Below are 19,028 nucleotides of genomic sequence, written 5' to 3' on the forward strand. Positions count from 1 at the left end.
GGTGCACTACCAGGCTGTGCTATGCTCCGATCTATCTCAGCTTTTTCTGTATCGCACATCGTGCGGTACGGTGTGCATTCTAGGCGCGACGCTCTCAGACGTCAACACCTATTGTCAAAAAAAGTTAAAAATCCTTATCAAATGTATATTTAACAAGCATTTTGAGGTTTTTTAACGCTTTAGCGATGCACTAAAGGCTAACATTCGATCTAAAGGCATTTTGGCACGTTCAGCAAGTGCTGGTTCAACGTGTATTTCCTGATCACCTTTTTGTAAAACTTCTAAAATTCCATCGAGTTCATTCATTGCCATCCACGGACAGTGAGCACATGAACGACAAGTTGCGCCCTCACCTGCTGTTGGCGCTTCAACTAAAATCTTATTAGGTACCGCTTGCTGCATTTTGTAGAAAATACCGCGGTCAGTTGCCACAATAAGTCTTTCATTTGGCAAAGTCTGTGCAGCTTTAATCAGTTGAGAAGTACTACCTACCGCATCGGCAATGTCTACAACCGACTCAGGCGATTCTGGATGTACCAATACAGCCGCATCTGGGTACAGTGCTTTCATGTTGGCAATGCCACGTGCACGGAATTCTTCATGCACAATACATGCGCCATCCCAAAGCAACATATCTGCACCAGTTTTCTTTTGAATATAGCGACCTAAGTGCTGATCTGGTGCCCAAATAATTTTTTCGCCTAAGCTATCTAGATGCTCAACAATTTCAACAGCACAGCTTGAAGTCACCACCCAATCTGCACGTGCTTTAACAGCAGCCGATGTGTTGGCATAAACAACTACCGTGTGGTCAGGGTGCTGATCACAAAATGCTGTGAACTCGTCAACTGGACAGCCCAAGTCAAGTGAACAAGTTGCTTCAAGTGTCGGCATTAAAATTGTTTTTTCAGGAGACAGAATTTTTGCTGTTTCTCCCATAAACTTTACACCAGCCACAACGAGTGTTGAGGCAGCATGATCTCGTCCGAAACGGGCCATTTCTAAAGAGTCAGAAACGCATCCACCTGTTTTTTCGGCAAGCTCCTGTACTTCAGGGTCGCAATAGTAATGAGCAACAAGGACAGCATCACGTTTTTTGAGCTCTGCTTCGATCTGTGCAAACTTTTGTTGTTTTGCTTCTTCACTTAAGCGATTGTCTTTTGGCTCACCTAAACGGTCTAAATGCGCTTGTACAATGTTTTTTGCATCGTTGGCAATTAAAGTCGCATCACTCATAAAACGTCTTCTCTATCCTTCATGCTGGCATACCTGCTCGCATATAACGTTACTGCTTAAATGATTTACGGATTGAATCATTTAATATCAAAAGTTGGGGCTAATAAAAAAGCCTCTTTGTCGAGGCTTGATTATAACTGATATTTAAGAACGGTAATCAGCATTAATTTTGACATAGTCGTAAGATAAGTCACAGGTATATACCGTGTCTTTGGCCTGACCACGTCCTAAATCAACACGAATGGTAATTTCGGTTTGTGCCATAACGCGCGCGCCCGCTTCTTCGGTATAGTCCTCAGCTGCGCCGCCGTCTTTACAGATTTGTACATCGCCTAGCCATACCTGAATTTTAGATACGTCTAAGTCTTTAACCCCTGCATAGCCAATTGCTGCCAAAATACGGCCCCAGTTCGGGTCAGATGCAAAAAGTGCAGTTTTGACAAGTGGTGAATGCGCAATACTATAAGCAATATCACAACATTCTTGAGTGTTGCCACCGCCTTCTACAGCAACAGTAATAAACTTCGTTGCACCTTCGCCATCACGAACAATTAACTGTGCTAAACGATTCATTACACGAGCAAGCACTTCTAATACTTTCGCGTAGCGCGCATCGTTTACTGAAGTAATTTCAGCGCCGCCGGCCTGACCTGTTGCTACAAAAATACAAGAGTCATTGGTTGAAGTATCACCATCAATCGTAATACGGTTAAATGAATGCTCAACCGTGGTTTTTAGTAGCTTTTGTACTAAATCACGACTAATAGGTGCATCTGTTGCCACAAAGCTCAACATGGTTGCCATGTTCGGGCGAATCATTCCCGCGCCTTTACTAATACCTGTCATGGTATAAGTAATGCCATCAAGTTCAAATTGTTCAGATGCACCTTTAGGCACGGTGTCTGTGGTCATAATGCCAGATGCAGCATCATACCAAGCAGCCTCTTGCAAAGTGTTTAATGCAGGTTGAAGCCCCGCTAATAAACGCTCCATCGGAAGCTGCTCACCAATCACACCTGTAGAAAATGGTAAAATTTCTGAGCTATTTACCCCAGCAATCTCAGCCATTTTTGCACAAGTATCTTGAGCATTTTTTAAGCCTGTAGGTCCAGTTCCTGCATTGGCATTACCTGTATTAATCACTAAATAGCGAGGATTGACTTCGGCAAGATGAGCTTTAGAGACATGAACAGGTGCAGCACAGAATGCATTTTGAGTAAATACACCTGCAACATTTGAACCTTCTGCAAACTCAAAAATGACTAAATCTCGTCGGTTCGGGTAACGTACATATGCTTCAGTTGAGCCAATTTTTACACCTTTTACCACATGCATTTGTGGCATTGTTACGTCACCGACAGCCATTTTTAAAACATCCAAAGTTTGTTGAATAAGATCAATATTTCAAAAAAGCGATGCTGTAAAGCACCGACCTTATGAAATATCATAGTTGACAGCTTAGTAGAAAAGTCTAAAAAAATCGAGCGCAAAAAAGGCTCATTGTTGCTCTAGTTTTAATAAAATGTCTTTCTTATCAAGCCCACCAGCAAAACCAACTAGAGCACCGCCCGCACCAATGACTCGATGACAAGGTGCAATAATTGAAATCGGGTTTTTTCCATTTGCCGCACCTACTGCTCGCACCGCTTTTTCATTGCCAATTTGAACAGCAATATCTTTATAACTTCTTGTTTCACCATAAGGAATGGTCAATAAAGCAGACCAGACCTGCTTTTGAAATGCGGTTCCTTCGAAATCTAGTGGCAATGTAAACTCACGGCGTTTACCTTCAAAATATTCTTTTAATTGTTGTTCGGTCTTTAATAAAACTGGATGCTCAAGTTGTTCGACCAGCTCGGCCAGTCGAACACGTTTTGGATTTTCATTGTCCCAGAGTATTGCCACCAAAGCATTTTCATTCGCAACCAGCTTTAATTGCCCAACAGGCGAATTGATATACTTATAAGACAGCAACATAGTTTTATTCTCTTAGGAAGGCGATGAAATTTTCATTAAAACCAAACCTGATACAATCAATACAGCGGCAATCATTCGCATAGCGCCAACAGGCTCATGAAGAAAGAAAATACCGACTAGAAATGACCCGATTGCGCCAATTCCTGTCCAAACCGTATAAGCAGTACCAAGGGGTAATGTTTTCATTGAAATTGAAAGTAGAATTACGCTCAAAATCATAAAAACTACGGTAATAACACTAGGGGTTAAACGTGTAAAACCTTCGGACATTTTCATAGAATATGCCCAAATGATTTCAAATACACCTGCTAAAATTAAAATAGCCCAAGCCATAACATTCACTAATTTTTATAGTGTCAGGTCGTCCCGACATGATTACCCAAGATGGGGGAGGTCGTTCCTCCTTTATGTGAGGACTCAGTTTACTTTAAAATAAAAAATGAAGGCAAACCCTATCTAAAGCTTGCCTGTCTTAGAAAATATTATTCGTTTTTTAACTGTAAAATTTTTCGTGCACCGTTTAAAACAAACAAAACAATAATTAATCCAATCATTAAATCAGGATAAGGAGAACCTGTAAAGGCAACCAATATTCCCGCAAAAATGACACCTAAATTTACGATGACATCATTTGCAGAAAAGATATAACTCGCCTTCATATGTGCCCCACTCTCTTTATGGTCTCTCATTAAATAAAGGCAACTAATATTGGCCGCAAGTGCTAAGCCACCAATTAAAATCATGAGAATTGAAACAGGTTCACTGCCGTAAATAAAACGGCGCAACACATCAATTAACACAATCATAGCTAAGCCGAACTGGAACCATCCTGAAAGATGGGCAGCCTTTAATTGTGCATTTAGATTTTTACCCACCACAAATAAAGCAATGCCATAAATTGCAGCATCGGCAAACATATCAAGTGAATCAGCGATTAATCCTGTCGATGAAGCAATAATGCCTGCCATAAACTCAATGACAAACATGACTCCATTAATGAGTAACAACCATTGTAAAACTTGTTTTTGTGCTGCATTGGTTGCAGAGCTAGCTCGAACCTTTTTAGGTTTTTCAACAGGTTCATAATGTGGCTGCGTTTGTTGTAATTCTGCTCCTAGTCCTAAACGTTGCAGGCTTCGGGTAATCTTTTCAGCTTGAACACTGTGATAAATCGCCAAATGACGTGCTGGTAAGTCAAAATGGAGCTCTTGTATATCGTCAGCGTAAGAGGCCAAAGCCATCCGTACCATTTGCTCTTCAGCTACACAATCCATGTGAGGAATATGATAATAACTCACCCATTGGCTGTTTCTAGGCACAGCTTCACTAGGTGTAGAATACTCCTGAGACGGCATGCTTGAACACCCGCAGCTAGAGCCAGTTTTACTTAAATGTATTTGATTCTCTTGTTTTTCTAAAGCCATCTGTGCACCAACTGACACAAAAAACAATGCCATCAGTATAAACCAATGGCATGTCAATAAGCTTGATTTTTGTTCGGCAATTAGAACTTAAGTGTTAACCCTGCTCCATAATACCAACCATGTTCAGAGTCGGTTCCAGTTTGCCAAGCCGTTTGTTTTAAACCTTTTTCATAGCCATAACCAACATCAACAAATGGCATGACCTTTTTGTTGATTTCATAACGGGTTTGAAAACCAGCTTGTAAACTTGATAAACCTGTTTTACTTGCATAGCGAGATTCATCTTGCAAAACAACATCTGCTTTTAAATAAGGTTTACCAATTAGCTTTTGGGTAAAGAGTAAGTCTCTTTCCGTTTCTAAACTTAACTTCCATAGCTGGTCTTCACCTGCATAAAGATATGCATCGGTTTCAAAAAAGTAAGGTGCCATACCATGCAAGCCTACTACACCTGCCCAGCGATCTTGCTTGTTGTCTTCTCGCTGTAAACGCTCGTAGTTTATCCCAGCCTGTACATCCCAATAATCGGCTACATTTCGACTGTAAAGTACTGAACCACCGTAATTAGCATCTTCTGACTCGGCTTTTTCAACATGGGCTTTAATGAACAATTTATTTTCATCAGTTCCCACCCAACTTTCTAATTCAGAAGAAAAACTGCCTTCCCCTTCTTCATTTTGAGTCCAGCCAGTATCGATTTTTGTTGCTTGATAGATCTGTCCACCATGTTCGCGTAAATGATCATGTGTTAAGGGTTCTTGTGCCAAAGCAAGAATCGATACACCAGAGAAAACACCGCAACATATCATTTGAGAAAATAACTTAGTGATGCGCATGACTAGCTCCTTTTTCATTTTCAGATTGAACAGGTGCTTGAGATGCATCTACTGCTCCATCATTCACTTGAGCCACAATCAACTTATTCATCATCCCTGCACTCATGTGATAAAGCAGATGGCAATGAATCGCCCATTCTCCTAAAGCATCGGCTGTTAATAACGCAGTAACTGTCTTTCCTGGTGGAACAATAACGGTATGTTTATTGGGTAAGTTTTCAGCTTGCTGACCATTTTCCAATTGCATGAACATGCCATGTAAATGCATTGGATGAGCCATCATGCTGTCATTCACGAACTTCAAGCGAATACGTTCGCCATACTTAACTTGCAATGGCTCAGCTTCGCTAAATTTCTTGCCATTAATGGTCCAGATATAACGCTCCATGTTGCCACCTAAACGAATAACAAGCTCTCGTTCTGGCGCACGTGTGTCTGGCTGAGGTGTTAAAGATTGCAAATCACTATATTGCAGCGCTTTCATACCCTCAGGTGTCGAAGCATTTGCCCAGCCATAAACGGGCTCATTCTTTTTAGTTTTATTGTCAGATTGATTCGGCATCTCATGCTTCATATTCATCATAGCGTGGTCAAGCTCACCCGATGGCATTGCCTGCATATCATGTTTCATTTCAGGCATCGCTGACATGTCATGCTTCATTTGCATCATAGAATGATCGTGTTGACCAGATGACATATTTTTCATGTCGTGGCCGATATTCATCATTGCGTGATTATGGCTATCATGAGCATCCTGATTTTTCATTTCAGGCATAGCCGACATGTCGTGTTGCATGTTCATTTGATGGCCAGCATGTTCATCACTCACCCCATTGCCATGACTCATGCCCATATCATCCATGGTTAGCAAAGAACGTGGACGTGGCTGCGGCATTTGAACTGACCCCACAGCTTGCGTATTTTCATTGTGCAAAGTACCGATAGCGAAACCGCTGCGGTCAATAGACTCTGCTTCTATCTGATAATTTGCTTGTTTAGGCTCTACAATTACATCGTAGGTTTCAGCTGTACCAATACGAAACTCGTCAATTGCAACTGGCTTAACTGGCTGCCCATCTGCACTTACAACTTTCATTTTCAGATTTGGAATTCTGACATCAAAAAATGACATTGCCGATGCGTTAATAAATCGTAATCGAACCTTATCGCCAGCTTTAAAATTACCTGTCCAGTTTTGCTGTGGTGTCTTGCCATTAACTAAGAAGGTATAACCCGTCACATCAGACATATCGGTTTTTAACATCCGCATCTGATTCCACATCGAACGATCTTGCCAAGTTGCTTTTAAGCCTTGTGTTTTAACTTGCTTCAAAACATCAGATACAGTTTCACGGCGGTTTTGATAATACTCAGCAGATTTCTTCAAATTCTTCATAATGCTATCGCTAGAAGAATTATGAAAATCTGAAAGCATCACCACATAATCACGATCAGTTTTTTCATGTGCGGCTACGGGTATATTTCCTTTCGGGTAAATCACGAGCGGGCCATATAAACCATCTTGCTCTTGGCCTTTACTATGGGCGTGATACCAATAAGTGCCGTTTTGTTTCACCTTAAAGCGGTAAACAAAATCTTCGTTAGGCGCGATTCCTTTAAAACCATTGAAACCCGGTACGCCATCCATTAACCCTGGCAGTAACAACCCATGCCAGTGTAAAGAAGTGTCTTGATTCTTTAATTGGTTATGAACATGAATAACAGCCTCATCTCCTTCCTCAAACTCAAGGAGTGGTGCTGTAAATTTTCCATTTACGGTAATTCGTTTGAGCGGCTGACCGGTAACATTGACCTGTTGTTCGTTAATATTAAGGTGATATTCCTTAATTGCCGCGAGAGTCCATGGTGAAACCAATAGACCAAATACAGCGACGAGGCTGCTAATTGTTTTATGAGACATTGCTGTAATCCTTTGAACTAAAAAAATAAGTAAGAAAGGATTAAGCTTTTGGAGGACGTAAAATTTCTTGCCAGTATCCGGCTAAATGCTGAGCCTGATAAATACTGCTAAATTGAGACGAGATAGGAATGAATTGCGAGTCAAGATCTGGTAGAGCTTGCTGTAATGCCAAATTCACAATTTGACAATGAACTGGGTTACAGTCCTGACAATGCTCACCATGTGAGTTAAGAGACTGTGTCATATTTTGATGACATACAGTCTGATCATTTGTTTGAACATGCATATTCTTATGCGAAGTTTTTTCACTATGACACGGCATAGTGTGAAGATCATGCTGCATAGGCGTCTGAGCAACAGACACACCACTCCACCCAATGACCAAAGTCATTAGGAACACAAACCAAGCATACTTGCGTAAGTGTTGTAGAGCCATTGTGGTTTATCGCCTAGAGCCGATGAGTAATCTTAACCCCATTAGCATAACCAAGTTTTTAAACAGATACAATTTTCAATCTTAACTGTTTGTTTTAAATTAATTAAGCAAATGGTGGTTGATGCTGAAGTACTAAATCAATTACCTGCAATGCGCCTTCTTGTTCATTACTTACCGTTGTATAAGGGGCTACGGCTTTCAAAGCTTCAACTGCATTTTCAACCGCAAATCCATAGCCGACAGCTTTAATCATCTGAATATCATTATTGTTATCACCAATCGCGACCACTTGATCAGATTCAACCTGCCATTTTTTTAGTAATAGCTTCAAACCATGTGCTTTATGCTGGTCTGGAAGAATCAAATCGATAAAACCAAAACCACTTGAAACAGGAACTAAGACTTTATCTGCAACAAAACTTTGCTTCTGAAAATCTTGGAAAATTGCAAAGCTTTCGTTTTCCTGAGCAGTAAAAGTAATTTTACACACCAAGTCATCTAATGCATAAAAGTCATCAATAACTGTTAGCTTTTCAAAGTATCGAGCGACTTTAGCATAGTCCTCCGCGTTCATACTGCTATGCACATAAGCACTCTTTTTCCCACAGATCACCATGGTCGAGGTATATACAGGATCAATCGCTTTTAGAATCTCAATGTATTGTTGTTGACTTAAATGAGCAAAAGCTATTTCTTGCCCTGCATCTACAACATGCGCGCCATTTTCTGCAATAAAAGCAATTTCATGACTAATTTCTGGAAAATAGGTAATCAGCTTTGCGAGTTGGTTACCACTGGCAACCACAAAATGAATATTATTTTGTTTGAGTTGTTCGTACTGTTTTAAAAAACGTGCTTTGTTGTACTGCTTCTTAGAATTAAGAAAAGTCCCATCCATATCTACCGCTAAAATTTTTATCGTCATTAATTATCTAAATCTCTTACTAAAATCTTATTAAAGCAAATTTAGCTTTATTTTTCATGACACTTTTACAGTTTTATACTTATCTATTCCTAAAAGATTTTTACACAGAGCCCTATCGTTTTTTGCACAGGTTATTTTTTAGTTAAGCTTAATAAAAAATCAGATAATAAAATATCCAACACGCATAAAAAAAGAACGCAAAAACGTTCTTTTTTCATACATTTCGCTTAGAGAATAAACGGTTGATCTAATTTTGTTTATTTTACCAACATCTTATCCATACGGTTATCAACACAGTTATCCATATAGTTATAAACAAAGTTATCCACAAGCTTATTCTCAGTTCAATATACTTTTTAAGCGTCTACACTACCCACTTTCGCAAGCTCTGCACGCATTTGATCAATCACAACTTTATAATCTGGTTGACCAAAAATAGCTGAACCAGCAACAAACATATCTGCACCCGCTTCTGCAATTTCACGAATATTTACAGGACCAACACCACCATCAACTTCTAAACGAATATCACGGCCACTTGCATCGATAATTTTACGAGCTTCACGCAATTTTTCTAATGTCATCGGAATGAACTTTTGCCCACCAAAACCAGGGTTTACACTCATTATTAAAATTTGATCTACTTTATCAAGCACGTAATCTAAATAGTGCAACGGCGTTGCTGGGTTAAAGACTAAACCAGCTTTAGCACCGCCTGACTTAATTAACTGTAATGAACGATCGATGTGGTGAGATGCTTCTGGGTGGAACGTAATAATATCTGCACCAGCTTCCAAAAAGTCTCCAATAATTCGATCAACTGGAGATACCATTAGATGCACGTCAACAGGAGCTGTAATCCCATAATTTTTTAAAGCCTTACATACACCAGCACCAAAAGTTAAATTTGGAACATAGTGATTATCCATCACATCAAAATGTACTACATCGGCACCTGCGGCTAACACTTTGTCTACATCTTCGCCTAAACGAGCAAAATCGGCAGATAAAATAGAAGGAGCAATCAAGTAAGGCTTGGACATAGGTGGATGACCTGGCTAAAAATTTAAGGAGAGGCTGAAAATTATAACAAAAAAGAACCTACTTGGCCTGCCCTTCCTTGCTTAAATGACAACATTTCAAACTTGCAACGTAACGTTGCAACAATAGAATGCTAACGGCGAAACGAATTTGTTAAGGTACATTAAACCAATGTGAGGATTGATAATGAAAAGCACAACTCATCTATTAACAAACGATGGAAAACGCATTGCAAAACGTCTAGTTAATCATTGGAAGCACAAGTTTGAAGTACAAGAAACTGAACAAGATTTCAAAATCTTAATGCCTACAGCAACGATTACGCTTGCACCAGAAACAGAGCAGTTAAACGTTGCTATTGATAGCCAGTTAGATGACCACGACCACTTAGAAAAAGTGGTGCTTGATCATCTAAACCGTATGGCTCAACAAGAATTTCAGGTGGAATGGCAGCATTAATTAGCCATTTACCTTTTCTAACTGGATTGCATGAAACTGCAAGTGTTCATCCATAAAGGTTTGAATAAAGTAATAACCATGATCATAGCCAGCATGTTGTCTTAAAGTTAAGGGCTGTCCAGCTTTTAAACATGCTTGCTTAAATTTTTCAGGGTGAAGTTGTTCATAAAATTGGTCATCTAATCCCTGATCAACCAAAATTTCGTCAAATACTGCACCATTTTTTGAGACTAAAGCTGTGGCATCATGAGCCAACCAGCTATTGCGATCTGTACCTAAATAATGACTAAAGGCTTTGTCTCCCCATGCACACTCAGTTGGCGCACAAATCGGAGCAAAAGCAGATACAGACTTGAACTTTTCAGGATATTTAAAAGCCAAAGTTAATGCGCCATGGCCACCCATTGAGTGCCCAAAGATACCAACTTGTTGAGCGTTTACAGGAAAGCTTTTCAAAATGAGTGGATATAACTCATCAATCAAATAGCTTTCCATTTGATAATGCTCAGACCAAGGTGTTTGCGTTGCATTAATATAGAAACCTGCGCCTTGACCTAAATCCCAATTATCTCCTGCTGCAACCTGCTCTCCACGAGGAGAAGTGTCTGGTGTAATCAGTATTAGACTGAGTTGTGCCGCCATATGTTGTGCGTGCGCTTTTATGGCAAAGGTTTCTTCAGTACACGTTAAACCTGCCAAATAGAACAAGGTTGAACAGGGTTTACCTTCTAATGCAGCTGGTGGCAAATATATACCAAACTTAGCTGGCCCTTTTAATAACTGAGATTCAAATTGGCAAACACGTTGCTCACCTTCAAAGCAGCGGTTTTTTTGCAGGAGTTGCATCGTTTTTGGCCTCTGTTTTTGTTTGAGCAATATCTACACTACCAGTATTTTGCTGAGGAAATAGATACTTTTCCAATTGAGGTAGCATAAGTTCCATATTTTTACCAATCATCCACTGAGGCTCTGAAGGTTCTACACCTTGAGCCACTTCCCATTTGGTTACAGTTTGCTTAGCTGTGTTAAACGAATCTTTCATCGAAGATTGCTCTCGCATAGCCAAATCAAACAAAGCTCGACCAAAATAAGTATAGTCAGCTTCGTTATTACATCCAAAAGAAGTTTTATCAGCGGCAGATGCTGTAATAATTAAAGTATCAGGAGACTGTAAAGCAGGAATAAAGCTTCCTGAGTAGCATGCTGAGATAACAATCACACGCCAGCGAATACCAGATTTATCAAGTGTTTCACGCAACCATTTAGGGTCTACTTGCCCTAAATCTAATGGTGCATTTTCAATTTCGAAATGATTCTGTTCACCGTGTGAAGTCATATATAGAAATAGGACATCGCTATCACGGTTCATTTGCTGCCCCATACGGCGTAGGGCTAACTCGATACTGGTTTTAGAGGCAATTGGAATTTCTGTGCGGGTGTCTGGGTTATTAACTAACATCATCGAACGACCAATCGTTCCGAAACGTGTGTCAAACTGTTCTTTAATACGGACTACTTCCGATTTAAAAACATCTTGGTAACTATCACCAGCAACACCTAAAAAATACCAATGGCTTTTTGCCTGCTCACCATATTGGACTTGCTCTAAAGAATCGTTCAGCAACTTACTTTGTGCGTAAAAAGCATCTTCAGCAAATGTTGGAGCTGAATCTTCGACCTTCCAAATTGGTTGATCTTTTACAGAAAGTTGCCACACTACCATTGTCGCAATAGTCGCAACCATGACGAGTGCACGTTCCCACCAAGGCCACTTAAGTTCGCGTGAGAAAACCCAAATTACCGCTAAACTTTGCCACACAAACAAAGCTACAAATAAGCTCGGTAAAATTCCGTTATAAATAGCATCGGGAATAAAGTTGAGATAACCGTTAGAACCCAAATACTGAATTAAACATTGAATTAATAAGATATTTGTATCTAAAACCAACCACAGTAAAGCAGGTACTAGCATTAAACGAGGTTGGTTGGTGCGCTGGGATAAGAAAATACCGACAATTAAGGCAATAAATGGCCAAAGTGCATAACCAATTAAACCTTGTGAATTGAAATCACCGATTTGACCAGCGACAAGCCAACTATACAGAGAGTTAGTACATCCCCCTAAAATTCCCCAAACAATAAGCTGAAGAATTGATGGATGTACAATTTGTAAAGAACGTCTTGATCCCAAAAACAGCCACATTCCGGCAATTTGGTTGCTTTTAAAATCATGCCAAAAATTAATGGAGGGTTTAAGATCAATCATAAAAGGTTTTCAAAAATTTCGTTTTTGTCAGGCATCTTAAGTGTATGCCTGCTAAGAATTTTAGCAATCATGCTTTTGAACTATATCACATATATTTGTGCATTATTCAAGCAATAAAACCTAACCTTACATAAGCCTACTGAAAATACGCATCAAAACGACAAGCATCTCCTTGCCATTGATGAGCTGGCTCTTGATTCGCCAAGAAAATAGCATGGCGTGGACGTTTAACCACGACACGTTTAGCAACTTTCTGTGCCAAAACCAGCAAATTATCCCCCAAATCCATTTCACCATCTTCAGGTAAAAGTAGGTGTAAAAGCTGCATCTGTTTTTTAACTTGAGCTTGTTTTTTGATTGCTTGGTGATTCTGGTCACGCTGTGGAAACATCGGATCTAGATAAACTACATCAACCATTTGAGCTGTTTGCTGTAACTGTTGTAAATAACTTGCAGAATCAGCAAAGATCAGTTGAATCCGATTCATAAACTGGCTTAAAAAGCTGTCTTTTTCAGCTTGTGCTTTTGCATCTTCAAGTAAGGTAAATAAAATTGGATGGCGCTCAACCAATTGTATTTGTGCGCCTAGATAAGCCATGAGTAAACTATCATGACCTAAGCCTGCCGTAGCATCAACAAGTATGGGTTTTTCACCTAACTGACAAGCCCGAGCAATCATTTCTGATTTAAGACTTGCACGTTTTAAACGAGAAATTTCGGCTTTCCAGTTGGGCTGCATTTTCATGCCATTTGCAGATAGCCATAGCCCGTTTTCATCTGCACAAAGTGCCAACTCAGGATTTAAACGCAAAAATCGTGCATTCAGTTTTTCAACTAACTGCAAATCTACAGTCACACCTCTAGAACAAAGCATAGCTTGGTAGTGCTGTGCTTGCTCTTGAAAATCTACTTCAAAATATATGTGCATGATTAGCCTTTATTTTGCTTTACCCTGATCTGCTATTTTTTTCCATGCATCATCACGTAAATAAACTGGTAAAGCATGTTCAGCATCAACCCACTGCTTTTCTTCTGCATAAACACGTGCAATAGAAGCAATGTCTTGTGCAGTTGCAGTGATTGTTTGATGATCTGCATCAGCTTGAAGTAGCTTTGCGCCCGAACCAATTAAGCAATGTTTTGCGTAAGCAGCAGCTGGTTCGTAGCCCATTAATTTTTCTTCATCAATACACTGCATGATGTTTTGTTCATTTAGAACAAAACTTGCAATGTAAACTTCATTCATACGCGCATCGAGTACCGCGGTTACCTGCTTTAAACCTTCAAGTCGAAAAGCTGCTTGCGCGAGAGCTTGTAAGGTAGAAACTGGAATAACCGGCAAATCTTGTGACCAAGCTAAAGCCTGAGTTACAGCCGCATTAATTCGGACACCACTAAATGAACCTGGGCCACGACTAAAGGCAATCGCATCTAAACCAGCAACGTCAAGTCCTGTCTGCTGTAAGCCCTGCTCAATCATTGGCAGAATAGTCTGAGTTTGTGCTTTTGCTCTTGTATCGAGTTGGAAAAATAGTTCTTGGGTTTCATCAATTAATGAAATGGAACAATGCTCGTTTGCAGTTTCCAACGCCAGCAGTTTCATGCACAACCTTAGTATTAAATCAGATTAAAAACGAGGGTTATGATACCCCACTCGGCTCTGATAGGCGAGTTGTTCTCTTTCTAAATAAAAATACCAAGCTTGTGCTTGGCATAAAAATATTTTGCTAAAAAAGAGTTAAAAGTGGAATTCTTTTAAATCTGCATAGTTCTTAAAGTGCTCAGCATAATGCAATGCACTCAAACGTATTTTTGCAGCGCCATCTTCATCTAAAGTTTTAACAATTTTGCCAGGTGAACCCATCACTACTGAATTATCTGGAATCACCTTTCCTTCAGGAATTAAGGCATTCGCACCAATAATACAGTTTTTACCAATCACAGCCCGATTTAAAATTACGGCGTTCATACCAATCAAACTATTATCACCAATCGTACAACCATGCAGCATGACTTTATGTCCGACCGTGACATATTCACCAATGTTCAACTCAAGGCCCACATCGGTATGTAGTACAGAATTTTCTTGAATATTAGAGAAATCACCAATTCGAACTACACAGTTATCGGCACGTACTACAGCTCCAAACCAAATGCTGACTTGACGGCCTAACTCTACTTGCCCAATTAGCGTTGCTGTTGGAGCAACCCAACCATCCCATGGTTCATGTAAGGCTTTTGGGTGCTGTCCTTGATAGCTATACATCATAATTTATCAATCCTGATCATTTATTCTTATGAGAAAACTTTGGCATTCCAAAGGTTGGTGAATTCAGTAAAAATGGCCAATCCTTTTGATAACCCAGTCCATATTTAAACAGAGCAACTAACATACGAGCAGTTAAACCCCAAATAATTTCATTATCAATCTGTAAACTCGGAAAGTATAAAGATTGATGGGCATAACGTACTTCGTAAGGCATGGGTCTTGTATCGATTAATTCTTGCAAAGGGACAAAGAAAATTCGATCAATTTCGGTAGGCTGAGGAATTAAAGTCACTTCTGGAGGAATAAGCCCAACGATCGGTTTTACAGACAAACCACTTCTTGCACGTTGCATTGGCAAATCACCGAGTAACTGCACATCAAAAGGATTTAAAGCAGTCTCTTCCTGAGCTTCTCTTAAGGCCACCACAATATTACTCGTGTCACTAGGATCACGCTTTCCACCTGGAAAAGAAACTTCTCCCGCATGGTTGTTCATATGTATTGAACGGCGTGTAAGCAGTACCTTAGGATCATTTTCATTTGTAATTGCAATCAGTACTGCTGCCTGTGCTTCTTGTATGCGGGTGGAAAAGCGCAATCTTTGCTGTAACTTTTGTGTTAGCAAGTGCTCTTCCATACCATTCACCTATTATTCTCTATCTCTTTGCATCATATCTGAAAATCAAACTTAGGGAATAGAGTTGATGCGTAAGTCTAAAAATTCAGTTATGCTGGGTCATCTCTATACTCGATGATAATTATGAGTTTCTGTGTAGCGTGTGGGCATAAAACCGAACAAAAAATTCCTTTAGGTGATCATAAAGTACGCCGTGTTTGTACTCATTGTGGAAATATTCATTATGAAAACCCCAAAGTAATCTGCGGTGCCTTAGCGTTATGGGAAGACAAAGTACTACTCTGTCGTCGTGCGATTGAACCTCGTTATGGTTTATGGACTTTGCCTGCTGGTTATATGGAATTGTTCGAAACCATGGAGCAAGGTGCAGCACGTGAAACTCGTGAAGAAGCAGAAGCCGAGATAGAAATAGAACAACTTTATTGTATGTACAATATTCCACGTATTGGTCAAATTTATGTACTTTTCAAAGCACAGCTGAAAGATGGGATTTTTGGTGCAGGTGAAGAAAGTATCGAGAGTCGCCTGTTTGAAGAGCATGAAATTCCATGGGGTGAGCTTGCCTTCCCTAGCGTCGAACACACTCTAAGACATTATTTTGAAGACCGTAAAAAACAAGTTTTCCCAACACATCTTGAAACTTTGGGTACGCGTTTAGATCATACGGGTTAATCAATTAGATAATAAAAAAGACCGCTAAGCGGTCTTTTTTATTTGTTTAATATTTTAAGACTTAGTTTTAATTGCTTTACAAGCTGGAATAGATTGATCCGCTAGTTTGATTGTTACTGTACCAAATTTACGTTGAGCCAAAGCTTTATCCGCAGCGGTTGGAGCAGGCACATCCTTAAGCGTATTATAGCTTTCTTGAGCTGCCGCATGTTGATTAAACCAAGCAGTATTAGTATCGAAATCAATGCTCGTACTATCTACCTTATTTGCCAATAAATTAAATAGATTCAATTTCGCAGGCCCCGGAGAAACGCCTACAAAAGTTACCCCAACCATCGCACCATCAATATTCTCAAATTTTGGATTAGATAAAATCATACGAACGTAAACAGACTGTTGGCTATTTGAAGGATCATCAACTGTCGCCGCTGTAGTACCAATTCGATATTGTTGTACGCCATTACTATCCACTAAACTATTTTCAGATACAGTCGCACATTGGCCTGACATATCATTTGTTGTTGAATTAGGTTTGATATCAGTACGAATATCCCCATGTTCATCAATAACAATACCTAAATTTACAGGTTGAATCGTCTTATCTGAAAAATTAAATGTCAGAGTCGCATAAAGAGGAAAAATATAATTCTCTCCTAACTTTACATTACCAGAAGTTTTGAAAACTGTTCTTTCTAGATAACTAATAGGACTGCTTTTAACAATACTCAATATCCCATTGTAGCTATCACCATCAACATTTTGACGCCAGAGGCCATAATGTTGCGGATTACCTGTACTAAGTTTTGTTAAGTATTTATAGAATGGTTCTGTCCCTGCCACTCCATAATCATTAAAGAATTTACCTTGATAAATCTGTAAATCTTCATTCGGATTATCAGAGGCGCTTAAACGAAGTGGAGTCGTTGGCTGAATCTCACGGCTAATAGGATTTAACCAAGCATTCTGTGCATTTGCATTTAATCTAGCTGGTTTAACTTTTGAGGTTAACAAATAAGGGTTTTGTACTTGATTGTTTATTACAACAGCATTACCCTTCCACTGCAAACCATATCCTAATGTATAACCTTGTCGGTCTGATAATAAATAAAACTCATCTGCTGAATGTCTTAAGTTAATTGTGTTATTAAAACATTCTTCCTGTGTAGTTCTATTACACCCATAAAAAACTTGATAGTTTTGAAATATGGGACTTGAACTAGTAAATAAATTGAATGACTCAAAAATGCCAGCATTACTTAAGTTAATCGTTTGTACAACTAACTTATAAGCTTCATCATCAGAGATTTGTCCTACATCTAACCAAGGTTTTAAAATACTTGCATACGCACCATTTTTTAATTCTGTAGCTGTTATGCTCTGAGAAATTTTAGTAAGCTGATCTTTCTTTGTATCTGTAAGTTGGGTGGGTTGTATATCCCCAATCAGGTTATCATCATTTTCCACACCAATACTTTGAAAGATTTTTATTAAAGCAATCGCTACTTTAATTGTTTCATCATTTTTATCTAATGTTGCTGGAGTTTTACCTGTAATACCACTTGCTAAATCCAGCACTCTTAGATATATCGGATTGATCACTTTAGTCCTACCATTCACGGCAGTAAACTTCCCAATCGTATCCAGATTAACGTTTCCTAAGAAAACCTTTTTATTATCTTTACTTTGAATATAAAAACGTGCTGTATCTCCCACTTTGCACGACCCAATGACCGCATTTCCTGAAAGTTTAGTCGCATAATGAAAATTTGTTGCCGAACTACAATCGAAATTAATACCAGCTATCGGATAATCTAAAGCGAATTGCAAACAAGTTGTATCTTCTGCACCAGTGTCGCTCGTTGTTGGCGTACAACTACCTGAAGATAAATTTCCGTTATTAGTACCAGAATTCGGATCTTCACTAATATTGGAACTACCGCCACCACAACCATTTAGCATAATCGCTAATGTGGTTAGTGCAAAAGGCCATAAAACTTTTTTATTCATTAGATACCCTACTTATTTTTAACGTAATACGGAAATTTGAATTTGTCCCTGATTTGTTAACTCTTTTTCTGCAACATCCACTGCAGAAGATAAAGGTGTCATCATCATGTAATGTGCTGAAGGTGGTACTTTTAAAACACCTTGAATTGATGAATGTTGTAACATCGTAGAAGGATAAGATTTACTCTTAAACCCACTAACTCCTTCTAAAATGCACCCCTTATTATCTAAAAAGATGACTAAAGGCCAGTAATATAGAGGCTTCTCATTACTAGCAGCAAATGACATAAGTTTTAAATGCTGAACAGAAGGGTTTAACTGTACTACCTCATATTCAAATTTTTCTTTCAATGGTTTACGAGGCCATACACTTACTTCTTTATTTATACTAAGCGTCTTAATTTGTTTGTTATAACCTTTAATAAAACATTTGTCTTGTTCAAAAGCTGCTTCTAACTCTTGCGAAGATAAGCGCATATATGTTGGAGCCAATACAACAGTAGATTCTTCATCTTTAGCCTGCCGATTAAAAAGCTGATCTAAAGTTGATCGACTCACACCTTTTTTACGCTCTATTGATTCTGTTCTTCCTAAGCCGTCAGGCATAAGATAAAAACGCTTTTTACCGTCAAGATTAAATTCTTGATCTTCGAGATACTCATTATTTACATATTCAATATTATCAATCATTGTAAATTTAGACTTATCCTGTGAAGAGACAGGTGATGGAGCTGCTTGGGATATGCTTTTTATTGGGGGCGGAACTAAAATCAGTTTTTTCTTCCACTCATTATTAGCAACTGTTTTAACCTTTTCACTTTCGAGAGGTTTAGTTTTCTCCGTAGATGTTTTTAATTTATTATCAGCAACAGTAGCAGTTTGAGTTTTTTTTGGTGCAGTCGGTGCAGTCGGTGCAGTCGGT

General features: G+C 39.1%; 19 protein-coding genes and 1 pseudogene. 2 read left to right on the forward strand and 18 right to left on the reverse strand.

Annotated features, from left to right (window positions below; genetic code table 11):
- Positions 1–171: 171 nt before the first annotated feature.
- The 10 genes and pseudogenes from nadA to rpe all read right to left on the reverse strand — a co-directional run bounded on the left by nadA (position 172) and on the right by rpe (position 9,798).
- Positions 172–1,236, reverse strand: coding sequence for a quinolinate synthase NadA (gene nadA / locus NL42_RS05690; RefSeq protein WP_009390598.1), 1,065 nt, complete (start codon positions 1,234–1,236; stop codon positions 172–174).
- Between the two features lie 144 nt (positions 1,237–1,380).
- A complete protein-coding gene (gene argJ / locus NL42_RS05695; protein ID WP_461312062.1) occupies positions 1,381–2,601 on the reverse strand; it encodes a bifunctional glutamate N-acetyltransferase/amino-acid acetyltransferase ArgJ in 1,221 nt (406 codons plus the stop codon).
- Positions 2,602–2,733: 132 nt separating this feature from the next.
- On the reverse strand, positions 2,734–3,213 hold the full coding sequence (locus NL42_RS05700) for a methylated-DNA--[protein]-cysteine S-methyltransferase (RefSeq protein WP_016139173.1): 480 nt from the start codon (positions 3,211–3,213) through the stop codon (positions 2,734–2,736).
- Between the two features lie 12 nt (positions 3,214–3,225).
- Positions 3,226–3,546, reverse strand: a complete 321-nt coding sequence (locus tag NL42_RS05705; protein ID WP_004794435.1) for a DMT family transporter — start codon at positions 3,544–3,546, stop codon at positions 3,226–3,228.
- 149 nt (positions 3,547–3,695) lie between these two features.
- A pseudogene (locus tag NL42_RS05710) lies at positions 3,696–4,689 on the reverse strand (cation transporter).
- Positions 4,690–4,717: 28 nt separating this feature from the next.
- Complete coding sequence (locus NL42_RS05715) at positions 4,718–5,473, reverse strand: copper resistance protein B (RefSeq protein ID WP_461312063.1); 756 nt, start codon at positions 5,471–5,473, stop codon at positions 4,718–4,720.
- On the reverse strand, positions 5,460–7,394 hold the full coding sequence (locus tag NL42_RS05720) for a copper resistance system multicopper oxidase (protein ID WP_461312064.1): 1,935 nt from the start codon (positions 7,392–7,394) through the stop codon (positions 5,460–5,462). Before NL42_RS05720 ends, NL42_RS05715 begins: the two co-directional genes overlap by 14 nt.
- A 40-nt stretch (positions 7,395–7,434) precedes the next feature.
- On the reverse strand, positions 7,435–7,830 hold the full coding sequence (locus tag NL42_RS05725) for a hypothetical protein (protein ID WP_461312065.1): 396 nt from the start codon (positions 7,828–7,830) through the stop codon (positions 7,435–7,437).
- 103 nt (positions 7,831–7,933) lie between these two features.
- Positions 7,934–8,755: a Cof-type HAD-IIB family hydrolase gene (locus tag NL42_RS05730; protein ID WP_461312066.1), complete on the reverse strand. Its 822-nt coding sequence runs from the start codon at positions 8,753–8,755 to the stop codon at positions 7,934–7,936.
- Positions 8,756–9,111: 356 nt separating this feature from the next.
- Positions 9,112–9,798, reverse strand: coding sequence for a ribulose-phosphate 3-epimerase (gene rpe, locus NL42_RS05735; protein WP_461312067.1), 687 nt, complete (start codon positions 9,796–9,798; stop codon positions 9,112–9,114).
- A gap of 184 nt (positions 9,799–9,982) precedes the next feature.
- Between rpe and NL42_RS05740 the strand changes: the two genes are divergently transcribed.
- Entirely contained in the window at positions 9,983–10,255 is a 273-nt protein-coding gene (locus NL42_RS05740; RefSeq protein ID WP_000843452.1) for a DUF2218 domain-containing protein, read from the forward strand.
- On the opposite strand, the gene fghA is transcribed toward NL42_RS05740, so the two are convergent.
- The 6 genes from fghA to NL42_RS05770 form a co-directional block, all read right to left on the reverse strand.
- Positions 10,256–11,101 carry an S-formylglutathione hydrolase gene (fghA, locus tag NL42_RS05745; RefSeq protein WP_461312068.1) on the reverse strand — a complete coding sequence of 282 codons (846 nt, stop codon included), beginning with the start codon at positions 11,099–11,101 and terminating at the stop codon, positions 10,256–10,258. It abuts the gene before it with no gap.
- Positions 11,070–12,521 (reverse strand): C13 family peptidase, encoded by a 1,452-nt coding sequence (locus NL42_RS05750; protein ID WP_461312069.1) that lies wholly within the window; start codon positions 12,519–12,521, stop codon positions 11,070–11,072. The genes fghA and NL42_RS05750 overlap by 32 nt, the downstream gene beginning before the upstream one ends.
- A 136-nt stretch (positions 12,522–12,657) precedes the next feature.
- Positions 12,658–13,449 carry a class I SAM-dependent methyltransferase gene (locus tag NL42_RS05755; protein WP_461312070.1) on the reverse strand — a complete coding sequence of 264 codons (792 nt, stop codon included), beginning with the start codon at positions 13,447–13,449 and terminating at the stop codon, positions 12,658–12,660.
- 9 nt (positions 13,450–13,458) lie between these two features.
- Entirely contained in the window at positions 13,459–14,124 is a 666-nt protein-coding gene (tsaB, locus tag NL42_RS05760) for a tRNA (adenosine(37)-N6)-threonylcarbamoyltransferase complex dimerization subunit type 1 TsaB (protein WP_461312071.1), read from the reverse strand.
- Between the two features lie 135 nt (positions 14,125–14,259).
- Entirely contained in the window at positions 14,260–14,787 is a 528-nt protein-coding gene (locus tag NL42_RS05765) for a gamma carbonic anhydrase family protein (RefSeq protein WP_461312075.1), read from the reverse strand.
- A 19-nt stretch (positions 14,788–14,806) separates the two neighbouring features.
- Positions 14,807–15,436 carry a CoA pyrophosphatase gene (locus NL42_RS05770; protein WP_461312072.1) on the reverse strand — a complete coding sequence of 210 codons (630 nt, stop codon included), beginning with the start codon at positions 15,434–15,436 and terminating at the stop codon, positions 14,807–14,809.
- A 114-nt stretch (positions 15,437–15,550) separates the two neighbouring features.
- Between NL42_RS05770 and NL42_RS05775 the strand changes: the two genes are divergently transcribed.
- On the forward strand, positions 15,551–16,099 hold the full coding sequence (locus NL42_RS05775; RefSeq protein WP_002115876.1) for an NUDIX hydrolase: 549 nt from the start codon (positions 15,551–15,553) through the stop codon (positions 16,097–16,099).
- Positions 16,100–16,153: 54 nt separating this feature from the next.
- On the opposite strand, the gene filF is transcribed toward NL42_RS05775, so the two are convergent.
- Positions 16,154–18,106 carry a putative pilus system protein FilF gene (gene filF, locus NL42_RS05780; protein ID WP_461312073.1) on the reverse strand — a complete coding sequence of 651 codons (1,953 nt, stop codon included), beginning with the start codon at positions 18,104–18,106 and terminating at the stop codon, positions 16,154–16,156.
- Between the two features lie 18 nt (positions 18,107–18,124).
- The coding region (gene filE / locus NL42_RS05785; RefSeq protein ID WP_461312074.1) for a putative pilus assembly protein FilE at positions 18,125–19,028 on the reverse strand (904 nt) is incomplete at its 5' end.

Source organism: Acinetobacter sp. GN11, assembly GCF_054823985.1.

Coding starts and splice junctions, on each gene's coding strand:
- NL42_RS05740 (WP_000843452.1), top strand. CDS start 9,983: ATGAAAAGCACAACTCATCTATTAACAAACGATGGAAAACGCATTGCA.
- tsaB (WP_461312071.1), bottom strand. CDS start 14,124: ATGAAACTGCTGGCGTTGGAAACTGCAAACGAGCATTGTTCCATTTCA.
- NL42_RS05765 (WP_461312075.1), bottom strand. CDS start 14,787: ATGTATAGCTATCAAGGACAGCACCCAAAAGCCTTACATGAACCATGG.
- NL42_RS05700 (WP_016139173.1), bottom strand. CDS start 3,213: ATGTTGCTGTCTTATAAGTATATCAATTCGCCTGTTGGGCAATTAAAG.
- NL42_RS05755 (WP_461312070.1), bottom strand. CDS start 13,449: ATGCACATATATTTTGAAGTAGATTTTCAAGAGCAAGCACAGCACTAC.
- NL42_RS05750 (WP_461312069.1), bottom strand. CDS start 12,521: ATGATTGATCTTAAACCCTCCATTAATTTTTGGCATGATTTTAAAAGC.
- NL42_RS05775 (WP_002115876.1), top strand. CDS start 15,551: ATGAGTTTCTGTGTAGCGTGTGGGCATAAAACCGAACAAAAAATTCCT.
- nadA (WP_009390598.1), bottom strand. CDS start 1,236: ATGAGTGATGCGACTTTAATTGCCAACGATGCAAAAAACATTGTACAA.
- NL42_RS05725 (WP_461312065.1), bottom strand. CDS start 7,830: ATGGCTCTACAACACTTACGCAAGTATGCTTGGTTTGTGTTCCTAATG.
- NL42_RS05730 (WP_461312066.1), bottom strand. CDS start 8,755: ATGACGATAAAAATTTTAGCGGTAGATATGGATGGGACTTTTCTTAAT.
- filF (WP_461312073.1), bottom strand. CDS start 18,106: ATGAATAAAAAAGTTTTATGGCCTTTTGCACTAACCACATTAGCGATT.
- fghA (WP_461312068.1), bottom strand. CDS start 11,101: ATGCAACTCCTGCAAAAAAACCGCTGCTTTGAAGGTGAGCAACGTGTT.
- NL42_RS05705 (WP_004794435.1), bottom strand. CDS start 3,546: ATGGCTTGGGCTATTTTAATTTTAGCAGGTGTATTTGAAATCATTTGG.
- rpe (WP_461312067.1), bottom strand. CDS start 9,798: ATGTCCAAGCCTTACTTGATTGCTCCTTCTATTTTATCTGCCGATTTT.
- NL42_RS05720 (WP_461312064.1), bottom strand. CDS start 7,394: ATGTCTCATAAAACAATTAGCAGCCTCGTCGCTGTATTTGGTCTATTG.
- argJ (WP_461312062.1), bottom strand. CDS start 2,601: ATGGCTGTCGGTGACGTAACAATGCCACAAATGCATGTGGTAAAAGGT.
- NL42_RS05715 (WP_461312063.1), bottom strand. CDS start 5,473: ATGCGCATCACTAAGTTATTTTCTCAAATGATATGTTGCGGTGTTTTC.